The following is a 15,337-nucleotide window of genomic DNA, read 5'->3' on the forward strand; positions in this document are numbered from 1 at the left end:
CCAACATGACGAGGAAGGCGGGCATATGGACGTTCTTGACACCCTTCGCAACGCGGCGATCGACGTCGCCAAGCCCCCGCTTTCCGCGCTTCTCCAGCCACCCCAGGCCGCAGACAAACCGCTGCGGCTGGACGTGCGCTGGGCCCGGCACCTTGACGAAGTGCGACAGGTGCAGCGCCTGCGCCACGCGGTGTTCGCCGCCGAGATGGGCGCCGTGCTGCAGACGCCGCTGGCCGGACACGACATCGACGCCTTCGACGATTTCTGCGAACACCTGATGGTCTGCGACGCCGACCGGGGCGTGGTCATCGGCACCTACCGCCTGCTCACCCCCACCCAGGCGCTGCGCGCCGGCGGCCTGTACTCCGACCAGGAATTCGACCTCGCCCCGCTGCACGCCTGGCGCCCGCGCATGGTGGAGCTGGGCCGCAGCTGCGTGCATGCGTCGCACCGCCAGGGCGGCGTGATCCTGGCGCTGTGGGGCGCCCTGGCCGAATTCATGCAGCGCAACCAGCTGGACGCCATGGTCGGCTGCGCCAGCATTCCCATGCAGTACCCGGGCCTGGCCCACGGCGAGGGCCCGGCGCGCGTCTGGCAGCAACTGCGCCAGACCCATCTGGCCGAGCCCGAGCTGCAGGTGCGACCCCGCGTGGCCCTGCCCGAGGAGCTGGCATCCGTCAGCACCAGCGGCATGAGCGTGGAGCCGCCCGCGCTGATCCAGGGCTATCTGCGCACGGGGGCCAAGGTGCTGGGCGCACCGGCCTGGGACAGCGACTTCAACACGGCCGACCTGCCCATCATGATGCGCATGCAGGACCTGCCTTCGCGCTACATGCGCCTGTTCACGCGGCGCGGCTGAAGCCGTCCCGGCGCTTGGGGGGAATCGGGGGATTTTCGGAAAGAGAGGGCGGATCCGGCTTCTTGTGCAGTGAGCCGGACCGTGATGTGCATCACAGGGCTGTCACAAAGACCGTGCATGATGCTGGATGTGGGCTGAAGCAGACACCCGGACGGAGGCAGGTAACCTGCACCGGACTGACCGGGCCTTGGTCCACGCCAATTGCAGGCCGCAGCCTTTCAGGGGCTGCGGCCTTTTTCATGGGCAATTCCTGAGCTACCGGGCAGCGGCTGGGACATCGGCCAGCAGGCGCTGGTGCTCGATCTTCACGCAGCGGTCCTGCACGGTCCACAGGCCTGCGGCACGGGCCGGCTCCAGGGCGGCATCGTTGACCACGCCCAGTTGCAGCCACAGGCAGCGCGCGCCGATGGCAATCGCCTCGGCGGCCAGCGGCGGGATGTCCTCGCTCTTTCGGAAGCAATCGACCATGTCGATGCGCAGGCCCTGTGCGGCCAGCGCGGCCGCAGCGTCGGCCAGGCTGGCATGGACGGGCTCGCCCAGGATGCGTCCGCCTTCGCGTGCCACCACGGGGTTCACGGGAACGATGCGGTAGCCGTGGCGCTGCATGTACTGCGACGCCTGGTGGCTGGGCCGGTCGGGCTGCGGCGACAGGCCGACCACGGCCAGGGTGCGGCACTGCACGAGGATGTCACGCAGGCGGGAGTCTGTGGCTGTATCACTCATGCGCCGCAGTGTACGCAGCGCATGCGGATCAGGCCGGCTGCGCTGTCGCGGCCGCAGCATGGCGGCGGCGCAGCACCAGGCCCCAGGCCAGGCCCAGCACTGCAGCCGTGGCCGACGCCATCAGCACGCCCAGCTTGGCGGCATTGAGCAGGGCCTCGCTGTCAAAGGCCAGCGTGGCGATGAAGATGGCCATGGTGAAGCCAATGCCTGCCAGCAGGCCTGCCAGCAGCGCGTCGCCCCAGCCCATGCCTGGCGGCAGCGCGCACATCCGCAGGCGCACGGCCAGCCAGCAGCTGAGCAGAACGCCCAGCGGCTTGCCCAGTACCAGGGCCAGGGCCACGCCCCACATCACGGCCGACGTGCCCGCCACATCGGCACCTGCGCCGCCTGCCCCCTGCAGCGGCACGCCGGCATTGGCCAGCGCAAACAGCGGCATCACGCCAAAGGCCACCCAGGGATGCAGGTCCGCCTGCACACGCTCCACGGGCGCGGCGCTTTCGCGGCCTGCCAGTGCGTGCACGGGCGTCACGAGGCCCAGCACCACGCCGGCCAGCGTGGGATGGGCGCCGGTCTGCCAGATGCCCCACCAGAGCACGGCGCCCGGCAGCACATAGGCCCAGGCGCGGCGAACGCCCAGCGACTGCAGCAGGAACACGCCGGCCAGGCCGGCGGCGGCCACCAGCAGCTGGCTCCATTGCAGCCCGCCCGAATAGAACAGCGCAATGATGAGCACGGCCACCAGGTCGTCGATGATGGCCAGCGCCAGCAGGAACACGCGCAGCGCGGGCGGCAGGCCCCGGCCCAGCAGGGCCAGCACGCCCATGGCAAAGGCGATGTCGGTGGCCGTGGGCACGGCCCAGCCGTTGCGCAGCGGCGGCGCGGCATTGAAGGCCAGGAAGATCAGGGCCGGCGCCACCACGCCGCCCAGCGCGGCCATCACGGGCAGCAGCGCCTGGCGCGGCTGGGCCAGTGCGCCGGAATGCATCTCGCGACGTATCTCCATGCCGACCACGAGGAAGAACACGCTCATCAGCGCGTCATTGACCCAGAAATGCAGGGATTGCGACAGCTGCCACGGGCCCAGGCCCAGGCTCAGCGGCGTGTGCCACAGCGCCTCATAGGAACCGGCCCAGCCGGAGTTCGCCCAGACCAGGGCGGCGGCCGCTGCCAGCAGCAGCACGATGCCGCCCGCGGCCTCGGCATGGGACCAGCGGGACAGGAAGGCGCCGACGCGATCGGCGAAAGACAGGAAAAGGGGCGTGCGCGGGCCGGACGGCCGCGGGGTCGTGTAGGTGTTCATGTGCAAAGCAGCAAAGGGGCCTTGCGGCCCCGGTGCGCAGGCGGCCCGACCTGCGCTATCAACACCTGTCCTGCCGCCCCATGCGGTCTGGACACCCAGCCGCCATTATAAAAGAAGCCCCCACGCTCCCTTTGCTGCGCAAGGTCCGCTGTCCCCCCGAGGGGGCCGCTTTTTGCCTTGGGGCGGCCCGGCGGCAAAAAATCGGCGGCCGGGACCCTTGCCCAAAACCCTGCGGATTCAGGGCCTGGGCGGCTCATTGCGCGCAACGCATTCGGCCAGCAGCCCCAGCGAGGACAGCGCAATCATGAAGACCAGGAACACATAGGCCGCCGTTGCCACGCCCAGGCTCATGCTGAAGCCCCATTGCAGCACCGAGCAGGCCATGCCGGTCTGCGGGTACATCGCCGTGCACTGCGATGCGGCGGGCATGTGCACGTACCAGGTGATGGCCACCAGCATGGCGCCCGCCACCATGGCGGCGTTGCCCCAGGGGTGGGTCTGCGGGTGGTAGAGCGCGTAGATCAGCGCCACGGGAACGGCCAGGCCCCAGGCGAACATCATCAGCCAGCTGAACACCGGCGAGACGGCCAGGATGGACTGCAGCCATCCCATCTTGGGCAATCCGTTGACGAAGCCCAGCAGGTCCCAGACAAAGGGCAGGACGATCCCCGCCACGGCCAGGCTGGCAAGCCCCAGCGCCAGCAGCAAACCCTTGCCGCGTGAACGATGGTGCACCCCCGAAGGGTGCGAATGGGTGATCAGTGCATGCATGGCCCACCTCCTGTGTCGTGCAGGGCGGGCAGTTGCCGCGCGGGCGGGTCTCCGGAGTCGGGCGGCAGCCGCGGCGCCTAGCGTTCGGATTGCGGTATTCCCCGGATGCATCCAGTCTAGGACGGCGTGCGCTGCAACAAATGTAGGCCTGGGACCTACCCAAAATCGGGGTTTGTCCCAGGAGGGCGTGCCGTCAAAGCGCGGCCAACGCCCCAAGTACCTCGCTCTTCGATAGCAGCTCGCTGAGCACCACCGGGGGCTTGCCCGGCGCATGCAGCACATAGACGGGCACGCCGCTGCGGCCCAGTTGCTGCAGCGCAGCGGTGATGGCTGGGTCGCGCCGCGTCCAGTCGGCGCGCAGCAGGGTCACGCCGTGCTGGTCGAAGGCGGCGAGCACCTCCTCATGGTTGAGCGTGGTGCGCTTGTTGACCTGGCAGGTCACGCACCAGGCGGCCGTGTAGTCCACGAACACGGGCTTGCCCGCCGCCTGCAGCTCGGCCACGCGGGCGGCCGACCAGGGCTGCCAGCGCTCGCCTGCAGCGGACGCCGTGCCCGTGCCCTCGGCCTGGGCAGGCGTGGTGATCAGGGGCGCGGTGGTGGCCAGCAGCGCGCCTGCCAGCACCACGGCCAGCGTGGCCAGCACGGCGCGCGTGCGGCCCTTGAGCGTCAGCGTCCAGACCAGGGCGCTGAAGGCCAGCAGCAGGGCCAGCAGCGCGGTGGCGGCGTCGATGCCGCTCTGGTGCCCCAGCACCCAGACCAGCCAGACCACGGTGGCAAACATGGGGAAGGCCATGGCGCGGCGGAAGGTATCCATCCAGGCGCCCGGGCGCGGCAGCCAGCGCACCACGGCGGGAACGAAGCTGGCCAGCAGATAGGGCAGGGCCATGCCCAGGCCCAGGGCGGCAAACACCGTCAGCGCCTGCAGGGCCGGCATGTCGATGGCAAAGCCCAGCGAGGCGCCCATGAACGGCGCCGTGCAGGGCGAGGCAATGGCCACGGCCAGCACGCCGGACAGAAAGGCATCGGCCACCGGATGGCGCGCATGGGCCGCAGCCCAGCGGCCGGGCAGCATGGAGCCGAACTCGAACAGGCCTGCCAGGTTCAGGCCCAGCAGCGTGAACAGGGCTGCCAGCAAGGCCACGATGGCCGGCGACTGCAGTTGAAAGCCCCAGCCCAGCTGCTCACCCGCCGCGCGCAGGGCCAGCAGCAGGCCACCCAGGGCCAGGAAGGACAGGACCACGCCCGCCGTATAGGCCAGCCCGCCCAGGCGCTGGGCGCGGCGGTCCTGTCCATGGCGTGCAAAGCCCAGGATCTTGATGGCCAGCACCGGGAAGACGCATGGCATGAGGTTCAGGATCAGTCCACCCACCAGACCACCGAGCAGGGCCATCCACAGGCTGGTGGCGCTGGTGGTCGGCGCAGCGGCCTGGTTGGCCGCCAGGGCAGCGGCCAGTGCGGGGGAAACGCTGGCCATGGCGGCAGCCGTCCAGCGGCCCTCGACCGGGGCCTCGGCGCGCCAGGCCACGGGCTGGCCCTGCTCCAGCGCTGCGGCGCGCTCGGCGGGTGGCAGGGCCAGAACCACGGGCAGCTTGGCCGGGGTCTCGCCGCGCATGTCGGACAGGGGCAGCTCGGCCACCCAGGCTGCGCCGTCCCAATGCTGCTGCCAGTCCTTGCCCAGTTCTGCCGCGTGGTGGAAGGTGTCGGAAGATTCGGGATAGAAGTCCAGCGTGCGGCCCTGCAGGGATTCCGGCAGGCCCTCGATGCGCAGCTGCACGCGCTCGTCGGGCGTCCTGCCTTCTGCTGCTGGCTGGCTGGCCGGCACCACCTTGGCCTGGGCTGGCGCAGACAGTGCCTGGGGCTTGAGCGCCCAGGCCTGGGTGAAGGCTTGTCCCTGGCCTGCCGTGCTGCCCTGCAGGGGCAGCTGCAGCTGGAAATCGCCTTCCTCGGGAATGCACTCCACGCGGCAGACCAGCCAATTCGCATGCAGGCGCAGGTCCAGCATGCCGGACGCGGGCGGCTTGAAGTCGGCGGCCACCTGCACGGGCACGGGCAGCAGCACCTGGCCCTCATAGCCGTAGTTGAGCAGGGGGCCCACGCGCAGCGCCTCGGGCACGGGCCACTGGATCTCGCCAGCCGTCAGGCCTGCAGGCAGCTGCCAGTTCAGCTCGGTGGCCAGGCCGGAATCACCGGCGTTCTTCCAATAGGTATGCCATTCGGGCTGGTGGGTGATCAGCAGGCCCAGCCACAGCGTCTGACCGGGCTGAACGCCTTCGGGTGCCTGGGCCACGAGCTCGGCCCGCACGCGTGGCGTGTCCACGGCCGCGGCCGCCCCGGTGCCGGTCTTCAGGCGCAGCTGCGCGCCGGCAGGGGTGGCAAGCAGGCTGGCGGCGGCAAGGAAAAAGGCGAGGAGCCAGAAGGCGAGGTGCTGGGGGGCAGTGTGGCGAAGAGGTGGTTGGTGCGGCATGGCGGACTGTGGGAGCCAGGGGCATGGTCTTTGGTTCCCCCGGCTGCAGGCTGCGATGGTAGCGGGCCGTCCAGAGAGATCGCCTGTGGCCGGCTGCAGGACGATTGGCAAAAGATATCGTTGCATAGGCGCTTGGTATTGGACAGGCGATATGTCCGTTGCCCATCATGGACCGGCCACCCATCCGGGATAGAGCAACACAAGGAGACAAGCCATGCAGGAGACATCTCGCCGCCACTTCCTGGCCGCTGGCGCGGCAGCGGCCGCAGCCTGGGGACTGCCGCAGCACGCGCGCGCAGCAGCCGCCTATCCCGACAAGTCCGTGCGCGTGATCGTGCCCTTTCCCGCCGGTGGCACCACCGACGTGGTGGCGCGGCTGGCCATGCAAAAGCTCGGGGAGCTGACCGGCCAGTCCTTCGTGGTGGACAACAAGGGCGGCGCCAACGGCGTCATCGGCACGGAACTGGCCGCGCGCGCCGCGCCCGATGGCTACACCCTGCTGATGAACACGGCCGGCGCGCAGACCCTGAGCCCCGTGCTCTACAAGACCAGCTACGAGGCGCTGTCCAGCTTCGAGCCCATCAGCCATCTGTGCGACGTGGGCTTCGTCCTCATCGCACGCAAGGACCTGCCCGTGAACAGCCTGCAGGAGCTGGTCGCCATGGCCAAACAGGGCAAGCCGTTGAGCGTGTCCTCGGGCAGCAGCATGATTTCGCTGATCACCGAGCAGTTCAAGAAGGTGATTGGCGCGCCGGGCATCGTCAACGCCCAGTACAAGGGCACGGCGCCGCAGATGCAGGCCGTGGTGGCGGGCGAGGTGGATTTCTCGTTCGACTCCTTCACCTCGGTGGAGATGATCCGCACGGGCAAGGTCAAGGCCCTGGCCGTGCTGCTGCCCCAGCGCGCCGAAGTCTTTCCCCAGGTGCCCACCATCAAGGAGGCCGGCGTGGACGGCATGGGCTTCAGTTCCTGGTCGGGCCTGCTGGCGCCCAAGGGCACGCCCCGCGACATCGTGGCCCAGCTCGCGCAGCAGATGGACAAGGTCATGCAGGTGCCCGACGTGCTGGCCAAGCTGCGCAGCTACAGCTATGTGCCGCGCCGGGGAACGCCCGAGGAGTTCGCGCGGCTGATCGAGTCGGACAACGAGCGCTGGAAACGCATCGTCAAGGAATCCAACTTCAAGGCCGAGTGAGGAGGGCTCCTGCAGCCCATGGATGGCCCTAATATCGGGCCATGCAAGACTCCCCGCCCGAACAGATATCCCCCGGCGCCTGGCCTTCCCGCTGGTGGGCCGAGGCCTCTGCACGCGACTTTGCGCAGGCCCAGGCCAGCGGCCTGGCTGCCGAAACCATCGCCGTGCTGCCCGTGGCCGCCGTGGAGCAGCACGGCCCGCACCTGCCGATGTCCGTCGACGCCCGCCTGCTGCAGGGCGTGATCGATGCGGCCCTGCCGCTGCTGCCGCCCGAGCTGCCCGCGCTGTTCCTTCCGCCGCAGAACATCGGCTTCAGCGTGGAGCACCAATCCTTTGCCGGCACGCTGACGCTGTCGCCCGCCACGGTGATCGCGCTGTGGACCGAGCTGGGCGCCTGCGTGGCGCGGGCCGGCGTGCGCCGGCTGCTGCTGCTCAACGGTCATGGCGGACAGGTCAGCGTGATGGACATCGTGGCGCGCGAGCTGCGCATGCGCCATGGCCTGCTGGTCTACAGCAGCAGCTGGTTCGGCCTGGTGGACGATGCGGCCAATGCGCAGTTCAGCGCGCATGAGCACCGCTTCGGCATCCATGGCGGGGAGGTGGAGACGTCGATGATGCTGCACCTGGCGCCGGAGACCGTGCGCATGGAGCATGCGCGGGACTTTCATTCCACTTCGGAGGATCGGGCGCAGCGGCATGCCTTGCTGGGCAATGGGCGAAGCGCCAAGATGGGCTGGGCCATCGAGGACTACAACGTTTGCGGGGCGGTGGGGAATGCTGCGGGGGCTACGGCCGAGCGGGGGGCTTTGATGGTGGAGGCTTCGGCTCGGGGGCTGGTGCGGTTGTTGTCCGAGATGGTTGCGCTGCCTGCGGATACTGTGGGGCGGGCGCCGGAGCCGTTGTAGGTTTGTTGCGGGGGCGTTTTTGGACCCTGCCGGGTGGTGGTTTTGCGAGGCCGGGATTCGGCCCGGCGGCCGACCTACTTTCTTGCCGCGCAGCAAGAAAGTAGGCAAAGAAATGCGCCCGAATGTCCGCGACCCCTTCGCTGCGCTGCGGGGCCACCTGCGTCGTGGCGGCTGCGGGGTTCGCCGTGAAACTCTCTTCGCGCTGCGCGCTACGTTCAAACATCACGGCGAGTCAGATCACGAAGCAAGCCTGTCCTTCGGCAGGCTTGCAACCCCGCAGCCGCCACGACGCAGGCGCTGACATACGGGGAGTTTGCTCGGGCCTTTGCTTCGCTCGGCCTATTCCTTTATTGCTTGGGGATCTTGGCCTGGACGATCACGTCGCCCCAGCGCTTGATTTCCGATTGCAGCAATTGCGCGGTCTGCTCGGGCGTGCTGGACTGGGCCTGGACGTTCATCTCGCGCAGTTTCTGCGTGACTTCGGGAGAGTTCACGGCGGCGGCGATTTCCTTGTTCAGGCGGGCGATGATTTCCGGGGGCGTCTTGGCGGGGGCGGCCAGGGCGTTCCAGGAGGAGGCGACGAAGCCCTTGACGCCTGACTCCTGGGCCGTGGGCACGCCGGGCAGCAGGGCCGAGCGCTTGTCGCCGGTGATGGCCAGCAGGTTGACGGCCTTGGAGTTGATCTGGCCCATGATGGGCGTGAGGATTTCCACGGCCGCGTCGATCTGCTTGCCGCGCAGGGCCGTGACCACGGCAGGGGTGCCGTTGAAGGGCACGATCTGGGCGTCGATGCCGGCGGTGGTCTTGAACAGTTCGGCTGCCAGGTGCTGGGTGCTGCCGATGGCGATGCTGCCGATGTTGAGCTTGCCGGGGTTGGCCTTGGCCCAGGCCACCAGCTCGCCCAGGTTCTTGAAGCGCGAGTCGCTTGCGGTGAGCACGCCGATGTCGAAGTAGCCCAGGGTGGATATCGGCGTGAAGTCCTTGACCATGTCGAAGGGCAGCTGGTTGAACAGCCCCACGGTGACGGCACTGCCGTTGGACATGAGGAACAGCGTGTGCCCGTCGGGCGCGGACTTGGCCACGGTGTCGGCCGCGACGATGCCGCCTGCGCTGGGCTTGTTGTCGATGATGACGGGCTGGCCCAGCTGCGAGGCCAGTTTTTGCGCGACGACGCGCGAGGTGACGTCGGCCACGCCGCCTGCGCCAAAGGGCACGACGATGCGGATGGGCTTGTTCGACAGGGGCTGGGCCTGGCTGGTGAAGGCGGCCATCAGCAGGGCCGCGCAGGCCAGGGCGCTGCGCGTGAAACGGCGTTTGTTCATGGGTCTTTTGTCTCCTGGCCGGCGAGTTTGGCGCAAAAGCGCAGGCCGGCCCAGAGCGCCCGTGTTCTGGCTGCTATGCCTTGGCGCGATAGCTGTGTGACAGCCTTGCCGGTGCCGTATCAGGCGTGCGTGATCCAGCTGCGGTGCTCGTCCGTGTCCAGGTGGTTGAGCGTGTTGAAGGTCTGCAGCATCAGGCGCTTGGGGCTGGTGGTGAACTCGGTCACGGCGCTGTTGCGGATGCGCATGTTCAGCGCAATGGTGACCTCGGGCGAGGTGCCAAGCACATGGCCCACGGCCGTGGAGATGGGGCCGCCGCTGCTGACCAGCAGCACGTTTTCGTCGGCATGCTCGTGGCGCACGCGCTCCAGCACCTGGCGCACGCCGCCCGAGAAATCATCCCAGCTGGGCATGCCTTTGGGGCTGATGGTGCCGGCCATCCACTGGGCCAGGGCATCGCACAGCATGCGGAAGTGGTGGCGGTACAGCTCGGGTGTGTCGGGCTTGGGCAGGGGCGCCGGATGGATGGCCTGCAGCAGCGCGCCGCTGTCGTATTCATCGAGGCCTGCAAGCGCCTGGGTGCGGTGCTGCTCGGCAGGCAGGCTGCCCAGGCCGTCGGCGATGCCGGCCAGCGTCTGCGCATGGCGGCGCAGCGTGCCCGTGTAGACCGCGTCGAAGCGCAGGCCGCGTTCGCGCCAGTAGGCACCCAGCCTTTGCGACTGCGCCGTGCCGCGCTCGCTGAGCTGGTCGTAGTCTTCGGCACCAAACGAGGCCTGGCCATGGCGCACAAGATAGAGGGTTCCCATGGCGCGGATTGTGGCCAGCGCTGGCGCTGGCGTTTGTCCTGCGGGCGACTGGCTGCCGCCTTGGCGACAGATTCCGGAAACCCGGCAGGCCCTACAACAGCACCTGGCCGCTCACGCATTCCACGACATGGCCGCCTATCCACAGCGCGCCCTGCGCGTCCTCGCTGACATGCACGCGACCGTCGCGCCCCACGCAGCAGCCCTGGCTGGCGATGTAGGGCGCATGCAGCAGGCCTTCGCCGCGCAGCCACAGGGCCAGACTGGCGTTGAGGCTGCCGGTGACGGGGTCTTCAGTGACGCCGACGGGGCTGGCGAAGCCGCGCACTTCCAGGCTGGGGGCGGCATCCGCATCGGCCCCGGCCGGGCGCTGGCCCGTGGCAAAGGCGCGGGCCTCGCGGCTGCTGCGGCCGATCAGTGCCGGTGCATCTTGCGCGCTTTCGTACAACGCGCAGGCGCCCACCTTGGTGTTCAGCGCCTTGAGCCTTGCATGGTCGGGCTCCAGCGACAGCACCTGGTCGGGGTGTTCGAAGAGCACGCCCATCCAGCGCGGGCCGTTGTCCAGCCAGGCCGCACGCAGGATCTGGCCGCGTTCTGCGCCCAGCGCGGCCGCCACGTCATCCAGCAGGCCGGGCTCCACGTCGCTGATGTCGGTGGACGGTGCCTGAAAGGCCAGGCGCCCGTCCTGGCGCTCGATGCCGATCAGCCCCTTGGCGCATTCCTGCACGATGCGCTGGGCCTGCTGCGGCACGCCGCCCTGCGCCAGCCAGGCATGGCAGCTGCCCAGCGTGGGATGGCCGGCAAAGGGCAGCTCGCCGCCCGGCGTGAAGATGCGCACGCGGTAGTCGGCGCCTGCGGCGCGGCCCGCCTCGGTGGGAGGCAGCACGAAGGTGGTCTCGGACAGATTGGTCCAGGCCGCGAAGGACTGCATCTGCGCATCGGTCAATCCGGTGGCGTCGAGCACGACGGCCAGCGGATTGCCCAGGTAGGGCCGTGCCGTGAACACATCCACGGTCATGAAGGGGCGCTGGCGGGGAGCGGCGGTGGAGGTCATGGCAAGGGGCAGGGGTGCGATGGGCAATGCAGGATGAAGAAAGCCGGCGCAAAGCCGGCTTTCAGGGAACAGCCGGGGCTGTGCGTATCAGGCCGACAGCTGCGAGCGGATGGCGTCGGCCAGGGCGGCGATGCCCTTGTCGATCTGCTCGGCCGACACCGTCACGTAGGACAGGCGCAGCGTGTTGGCCTGGGGCTCGTCCGCATAGAACGGCGCGCCGGGCACGAAGGCCGTGCCGCGTTCGACGGCGGCGGGCAGCAGCTTTTGCGCATCCATGCCCTTGGGCAGGCGAACCCACAGGAACATGCCGCCCACGGGACGGGTCCACTGCACGTCCAGGCCGGCCATTTCGCGTTCCAGCGCGGCCAGCATGGCGTCGCGCTGGCGCTTGTACATGGCGCGGATGGTGGGCACATGGCGGTCCAGGAAGCCGTCCTTGATGACCTCGGAGACCACGCGCTGGTTGAAGCCCGGCGTGTGCAGGTCGGCCGCCTGCTTGGCCTGCAGCAGCTTGTTGTAGACGGACTTGGGCGCCACCAGGAAGCCGATGCGCAGGCCCGGGGCCAGCACCTTGGAAAACGAGCCCAGGTAGATCACGCCTTCGGGGTTGCGCGCGGCCAGCGGCAGGGCGGGGGCCTGCTCGAACCACAGGTCGCCGTAGGGGTTGTCCTCGATCAGCGGGATGTTGAGTTCGCGCGCCTTGTCCACCAGGGCCTGGCGGCGTGCCTCGGCCATGGTGCGGCCGGTGGGGTTCTGGAAGTTGGGCAGCACGTAGGCCAGGCGTGCCTTGTCGGCGCCGGTGCCGGCCTTGGCGGCGAAGTCCTCGACGAGGATGCCGTCGTCATCGCTGTCCACGCCCACGGGAATCGGTTCCTGCGGTGCAAAGGCCTGCAGCGCGCCCAGGTAGGTGGGCTTTTCGACCAGCATGCGGCTGCCACGGTCCAGGAAGACCTTGCCGATCAGGTCCAGCGCCTGCTGCGAGCCCGTGGTGATCAGCACCTGGTCGGGGTCCACTTCCCAGGGCAGGAAGTCGGCCACGGCCTGGCGCAGGGGGGCGAAGCCCTCGCTGGTGGCGTACTGCAGGGCCGAGGCGCCATCGCGCTGCATCACGGTCTGGCAGGCCTGGGTGAACTCGTCCAGCGGGAAGGCCAGCGGCGAGGGCAGGCCGCCCGCCATGCTGATGATGCCGGGACGGTCGGTGAGCTTGAGGATTTCGCGGATGGCGGAGGGGTTCATCTTGGCAGCACGGTCTGCCAGCGTCCAGGTCGTCATAAAAAAAGCAGTTCCAGGTCTTTGCGGTGCCCGCCATGCGGGCGGGCTGGTATGGATTGCCATGCCGTCGTGGGGCACGGGCCGGCCGCATGTGAAGAGCGGAGTGCGGATAGTGCGCTCGCTCTTGCGCCGGCAATGAGGGTATTTTGTCGCGGACGTGAAGGGTCTGCGCATCCTCCCTTCAATAGCTGGGCAGGCCAGTACGGCCTTTGCCTGGGCGTGGGTGGAGGACCCTCATGCGGCCACCATCCACATCGCCGTCAGCGCCAGCATGGTCGCCATGGCACGGTTGAACCACAGCAGCCTGCGTCCCTGGGCCAGCCAGTGGCGCAGCAGTGCGCCCACGCAGGCATACAGCAGATTGCTGAAAAAGGCATAGGCGGCCATGACGGGCAGCACCACGGTCAGGCGCTCGGTCAGGTCGTCGCGCCCGGCCAGCCAGCCGGCCACGATGGCCAGGGCCAGCAGCCAGGCCTTGATGTTCACGAATTGCAGTCCCACGCCCTGCCAGAAGCCCACCTGCAGCTGCTGCGGCGATTGCAGCGAAGCCATCTGCGCGCTGCGGCTCAGGCGCCAGGCCATCCACAGCAGGTAGCCGATGCCGGCGGCCTTGACCAGCCACAGCAGCAGCGGCGCCGCGACAATGGCCGCGCCCACGCCGGCCGTGCTCAGCACCAGCAGCACGCACCAGCCCACGGGCACGGCCAGGACGAAGCGCAGCGCCGGGCGCAGGCCGTGGTTGGCGGCCAGGGCCGTGGACAGCGTGGTGTTGGGACCGGGGCTGAAGCTCATGGAAGCGGCGAGCAGCAGCAAGGCGGTGAGTTCGGACGGTGGCATGAGGCGGTGGCCCCGAAGGTCTCCATACAGGCGGCAGGGGCTGTTGGGGAGGAGGGCACGGCAGGCCTTCTCCGCAGCACGAATGCATGAAATATAGGTGCAAGACCTGTACAGTACCAATACAGTTGGACCCTCAATTGCATGTTCTGTATTGGTGCCTATCCCGATACAGTGACTTTCTGGTGACCCCTTCGCAGCAGTTCGCAGCCGTTCACACCCGTTTCCGTATGACCGTTCCTCTCTCGCGGCTGGCGCCGCAGACCCTGAGCACCCAGCTGGCCGAGCGCCTGGGCGAGCGCATCCGCATGCGCCTGCTGCCTGCGGGCGCACGCCTGCCTTCGGTGCGCGAATGCGCGCGCCAGCAGGGCGTGAGCACGCATACGGTGGTGGCCGCCTATGACCTGCTGCAGGCCCAGGGCCTGGTCGAGGCGCGGCCGCAAAGCGGCTTCTTCGTACGCGACTTCGTGCAGGATGCGCCGCTGCTGCAGCCCGAACAGGCCCGTGCCGTCCCCGCCGAGGAGGCCCCTGGCGTGCCCAAGGGCACGCGCATCAATGCCTCCATGCTGGTGCGCGGCATGTTCCACCAGAGCGTGGGCGGCAGGCCGCAGCCCGGGGCGGGCGTGCTGCCGGCCGAGTGGCTGGAGGCCGGCTTCCTGGCGGCGGCCATGCGCAAGGCCTGCTCGGGCAAGTCCCTGCACGACTCCTGCGTGGGCTACGGCGACCCGCTGGGCGACATCGGCCTGCGCGAGGCGCTGTCGCGGCGCCTGGCGCGCCTGGGCATTGCGGCGGCGCCGCAGCACATCATCACCACCATGGGTGCCACACATGGGCTGGACGTGGTCAGCCGCGCCCTGCTGCAGCCGGGCGACCCGGTGATGGTGGAGGAGCCCGGCTGGGCCGTGGAATTCGCGCGCCTGGCATCGCTGGGCATGCGCGTGCTGCCCGTGCCGCGCGGCCCCGACGGGCCGGACCTGGCCGTGATGCAGCGCTACTGCGAAAGCTGCGCACCCAAGCTCTACGTCAGCGTGAGCGTGCTGCACAACCCCACCGGCTACAGCCTGTCACCGGCCAGCGCCCACGAGGTGCTGCAGCTGGCGCGGCGATTCGGCTTCTACGTGGTGGAGGACGATACCTATGGCGAGATCGCGCCCGACCACGCCGCGCGCATGACCGTGCTGGACCGCCTCAGCCACAGCATCTATGTGAGCGGCTTCGCCAAACTGCTGGCGCCCAACTGGCGCGTGGGCTACCTGGCGCCCCCGCCCGCCCTGGTGGAGCGCCTGGTGGACACCAAGCTGCTGTCCACGCTCACCACCCCCTCGCTGATGGAACGCGCCCTGGCCCACTGCATGGACCAGGGCCAGCTGCGCCGCCATGCCGAGCGCCTGCGCCAGCACCTGGCCCAGGCCCGCATGCGCAGCGTGGCACTGGCCCAGCAGGCCGGCGCGCGCTTCGCGGCCGAGCCGGCCGGCATGTTCGGCTGGGTGGACACCGGCGTGGACACCGAAACCCTGGCCCAGCGCCTGCTGGACGCCGGTTACTTCATCGCCCCCGGCGCCATGTTCCACGCCGGCCGCCAGCCCAGCACCTGCATGCGCATCAACTTCGCCACCACGCAGGAACCCGCCTTCTGGCGCATCTTCGAACGCGAAGTCCAGGCCATGCGCGGCAGCGCATAGAAAAGGGAATGGGGCAGGGAAGGGAGACGGCGGAGAAGATCGGCATCGCCCCGCAAATCCAGATCAGACCAGGCGCACGGCGCCAAAAACCGGCGAGGCCCAAAGCGAGGGACACCGAGCAAGGGCCGCCCCGCCGCGAGGGTGTCGTCCCCCTCCCCC

13 protein-coding genes are annotated in these 15,337 nt (G+C 69.2%); 4 read left to right on the forward strand and 9 right to left on the reverse strand.

From position 1 onward, the window contains the following. The first annotated feature begins 25 nt into the window (after positions 1-25). Complete coding sequence (locus KDK82_RS26395) at positions 26-859, forward strand: GNAT family N-acetyltransferase (protein ID WP_065346541.1); 834 nt, start codon at positions 26-28, stop codon at positions 857-859. Between the two features lie 255 nt (positions 860-1,114). Here the strand turns inward: KDK82_RS26395 and KDK82_RS26400 are convergent, their stop codons facing one another. The 4 genes from KDK82_RS26400 to KDK82_RS26415 form a co-directional block, all read right to left on the reverse strand. Next, on the reverse strand, positions 1,115-1,582 hold the full coding sequence (locus tag KDK82_RS26400; RefSeq protein WP_088166706.1) for a CoA-binding protein: 468 nt from the start codon (positions 1,580-1,582) through the stop codon (positions 1,115-1,117). A 28-nt stretch (positions 1,583-1,610) separates the two neighbouring features. Further along, positions 1,611-2,882 carry a Na+/H+ antiporter NhaA gene (gene nhaA, locus KDK82_RS26405; protein ID WP_088166653.1) on the reverse strand — a complete coding sequence of 424 codons (1,272 nt, stop codon included), beginning with the start codon at positions 2,880-2,882 and terminating at the stop codon, positions 1,611-1,613. A 237-nt stretch (positions 2,883-3,119) separates the two neighbouring features. Then, on the reverse strand, positions 3,120-3,653 hold the full coding sequence (locus tag KDK82_RS26410) for a hypothetical protein (RefSeq protein ID WP_088166654.1): 534 nt from the start codon (positions 3,651-3,653) through the stop codon (positions 3,120-3,122). A gap of 193 nt (positions 3,654-3,846) precedes the next feature. Continuing rightward, positions 3,847-6,117, reverse strand: a complete 2,271-nt coding sequence (locus KDK82_RS26415; RefSeq protein ID WP_088166655.1) for a protein-disulfide reductase DsbD — start codon at positions 6,115-6,117, stop codon at positions 3,847-3,849. Between the two features lie 214 nt (positions 6,118-6,331). Here KDK82_RS26415 and KDK82_RS26420 point away from each other — a divergent pair, with 214 nt between their 5' ends. After that, on the forward strand, positions 6,332-7,309 hold the full coding sequence (locus KDK82_RS26420; RefSeq protein WP_088166656.1) for a tripartite tricarboxylate transporter substrate binding protein: 978 nt from the start codon (positions 6,332-6,334) through the stop codon (positions 7,307-7,309). A 41-nt stretch (positions 7,310-7,350) separates the two neighbouring features. Further along, entirely contained in the window at positions 7,351-8,214 is an 864-nt protein-coding gene (locus KDK82_RS26425; protein ID WP_071953731.1) for a creatininase family protein, read from the forward strand. A 347-nt stretch (positions 8,215-8,561) separates the two neighbouring features. On the opposite strand, the gene KDK82_RS26430 is transcribed toward KDK82_RS26425, so the two are convergent. The 5 genes from KDK82_RS26430 to KDK82_RS26450 form a co-directional block, all read right to left on the reverse strand. Then, the gene (locus KDK82_RS26430; protein ID WP_088166657.1) at positions 8,562-9,536 is read right to left on the reverse strand and encodes a tripartite tricarboxylate transporter substrate binding protein; all 975 of its coding nucleotides are present in this window, start codon (positions 9,534-9,536) and stop codon (positions 8,562-8,564) included. A gap of 119 nt (positions 9,537-9,655) precedes the next feature. Continuing rightward, positions 9,656-10,339: a histidine phosphatase family protein gene (locus KDK82_RS26435; protein WP_088166658.1), complete on the reverse strand. Its 684-nt coding sequence runs from the start codon at positions 10,337-10,339 to the stop codon at positions 9,656-9,658. Between the two features lie 91 nt (positions 10,340-10,430). Further along, on the reverse strand, positions 10,431-11,390 hold the full coding sequence (locus KDK82_RS26440) for a PhzF family phenazine biosynthesis protein (protein WP_088166707.1): 960 nt from the start codon (positions 11,388-11,390) through the stop codon (positions 10,431-10,433). Between the two features lie 87 nt (positions 11,391-11,477). Further along, complete coding sequence (locus KDK82_RS26445; RefSeq protein ID WP_013800341.1) at positions 11,478-12,662, reverse strand: PLP-dependent aminotransferase family protein; 1,185 nt, start codon at positions 12,660-12,662, stop codon at positions 11,478-11,480. Positions 12,663-12,896: 234 nt separating this feature from the next. Then, on the reverse strand, positions 12,897-13,499 hold the full coding sequence (locus KDK82_RS26450; protein WP_034398013.1) for a LysE family translocator: 603 nt from the start codon (positions 13,497-13,499) through the stop codon (positions 12,897-12,899). Positions 13,500-13,726: 227 nt separating this feature from the next. On the opposite strand from KDK82_RS26450, the gene KDK82_RS26455 reads away from it, so the two are divergent. After that, on the forward strand, positions 13,727-15,178 hold the full coding sequence (locus KDK82_RS26455; RefSeq protein WP_034398015.1) for a PLP-dependent aminotransferase family protein: 1,452 nt from the start codon (positions 13,727-13,729) through the stop codon (positions 15,176-15,178). Positions 15,179-15,337: the final 159 nt, after the last annotated feature.

Origin of the sequence: Delftia sp. K82 (assembly GCF_002193035.1) — a bacterium.
Classification (GTDB): domain Bacteria; phylum Pseudomonadota; class Gammaproteobacteria; order Burkholderiales; family Burkholderiaceae_C; genus Comamonas; species Comamonas acidovorans.

Excerpts from the sequence above, each read along its gene's own strand:
- KDK82_RS26395 (WP_065346541.1), top strand. The coding sequence starts at position 26 with ATGGACGTTCTTGACACCCTTCGCAACGCGGCGATCGACGTCGCCAAG.
- KDK82_RS26400 (WP_088166706.1), bottom strand. The coding sequence starts at position 1,582 with ATGAGTGATACAGCCACAGACTCCCGCCTGCGTGACATCCTCGTGCAG.
- nhaA (WP_088166653.1), bottom strand. The coding sequence starts at position 2,882 with ATGAACACCTACACGACCCCGCGGCCGTCCGGCCCGCGCACGCCCCTT.
- KDK82_RS26410 (WP_088166654.1), bottom strand. The coding sequence starts at position 3,653 with ATGCATGCACTGATCACCCATTCGCACCCTTCGGGGGTGCACCATCGT.
- KDK82_RS26415 (WP_088166655.1), bottom strand. The coding sequence starts at position 6,117 with ATGCCGCACCAACCACCTCTTCGCCACACTGCCCCCCAGCACCTCGCC.
- KDK82_RS26420 (WP_088166656.1), top strand. The coding sequence starts at position 6,332 with ATGCAGGAGACATCTCGCCGCCACTTCCTGGCCGCTGGCGCGGCAGCG.
- KDK82_RS26425 (WP_071953731.1), top strand. The coding sequence starts at position 7,351 with ATGCAAGACTCCCCGCCCGAACAGATATCCCCCGGCGCCTGGCCTTCC.
- KDK82_RS26430 (WP_088166657.1), bottom strand. The coding sequence starts at position 9,536 with ATGAACAAACGCCGTTTCACGCGCAGCGCCCTGGCCTGCGCGGCCCTG.
- KDK82_RS26435 (WP_088166658.1), bottom strand. The coding sequence starts at position 10,339 with ATGGGAACCCTCTATCTTGTGCGCCATGGCCAGGCCTCGTTTGGTGCC.
- KDK82_RS26440 (WP_088166707.1), bottom strand. The coding sequence starts at position 11,390 with ATGACCTCCACCGCCGCTCCCCGCCAGCGCCCCTTCATGACCGTGGAT.
- KDK82_RS26445 (WP_013800341.1), bottom strand. The coding sequence starts at position 12,662 with ATGACGACCTGGACGCTGGCAGACCGTGCTGCCAAGATGAACCCCTCC.
- KDK82_RS26450 (WP_034398013.1), bottom strand. The coding sequence starts at position 13,499 with ATGCCACCGTCCGAACTCACCGCCTTGCTGCTGCTCGCCGCTTCCATG.
- KDK82_RS26455 (WP_034398015.1), top strand. The coding sequence starts at position 13,727 with ATGACCGTTCCTCTCTCGCGGCTGGCGCCGCAGACCCTGAGCACCCAG.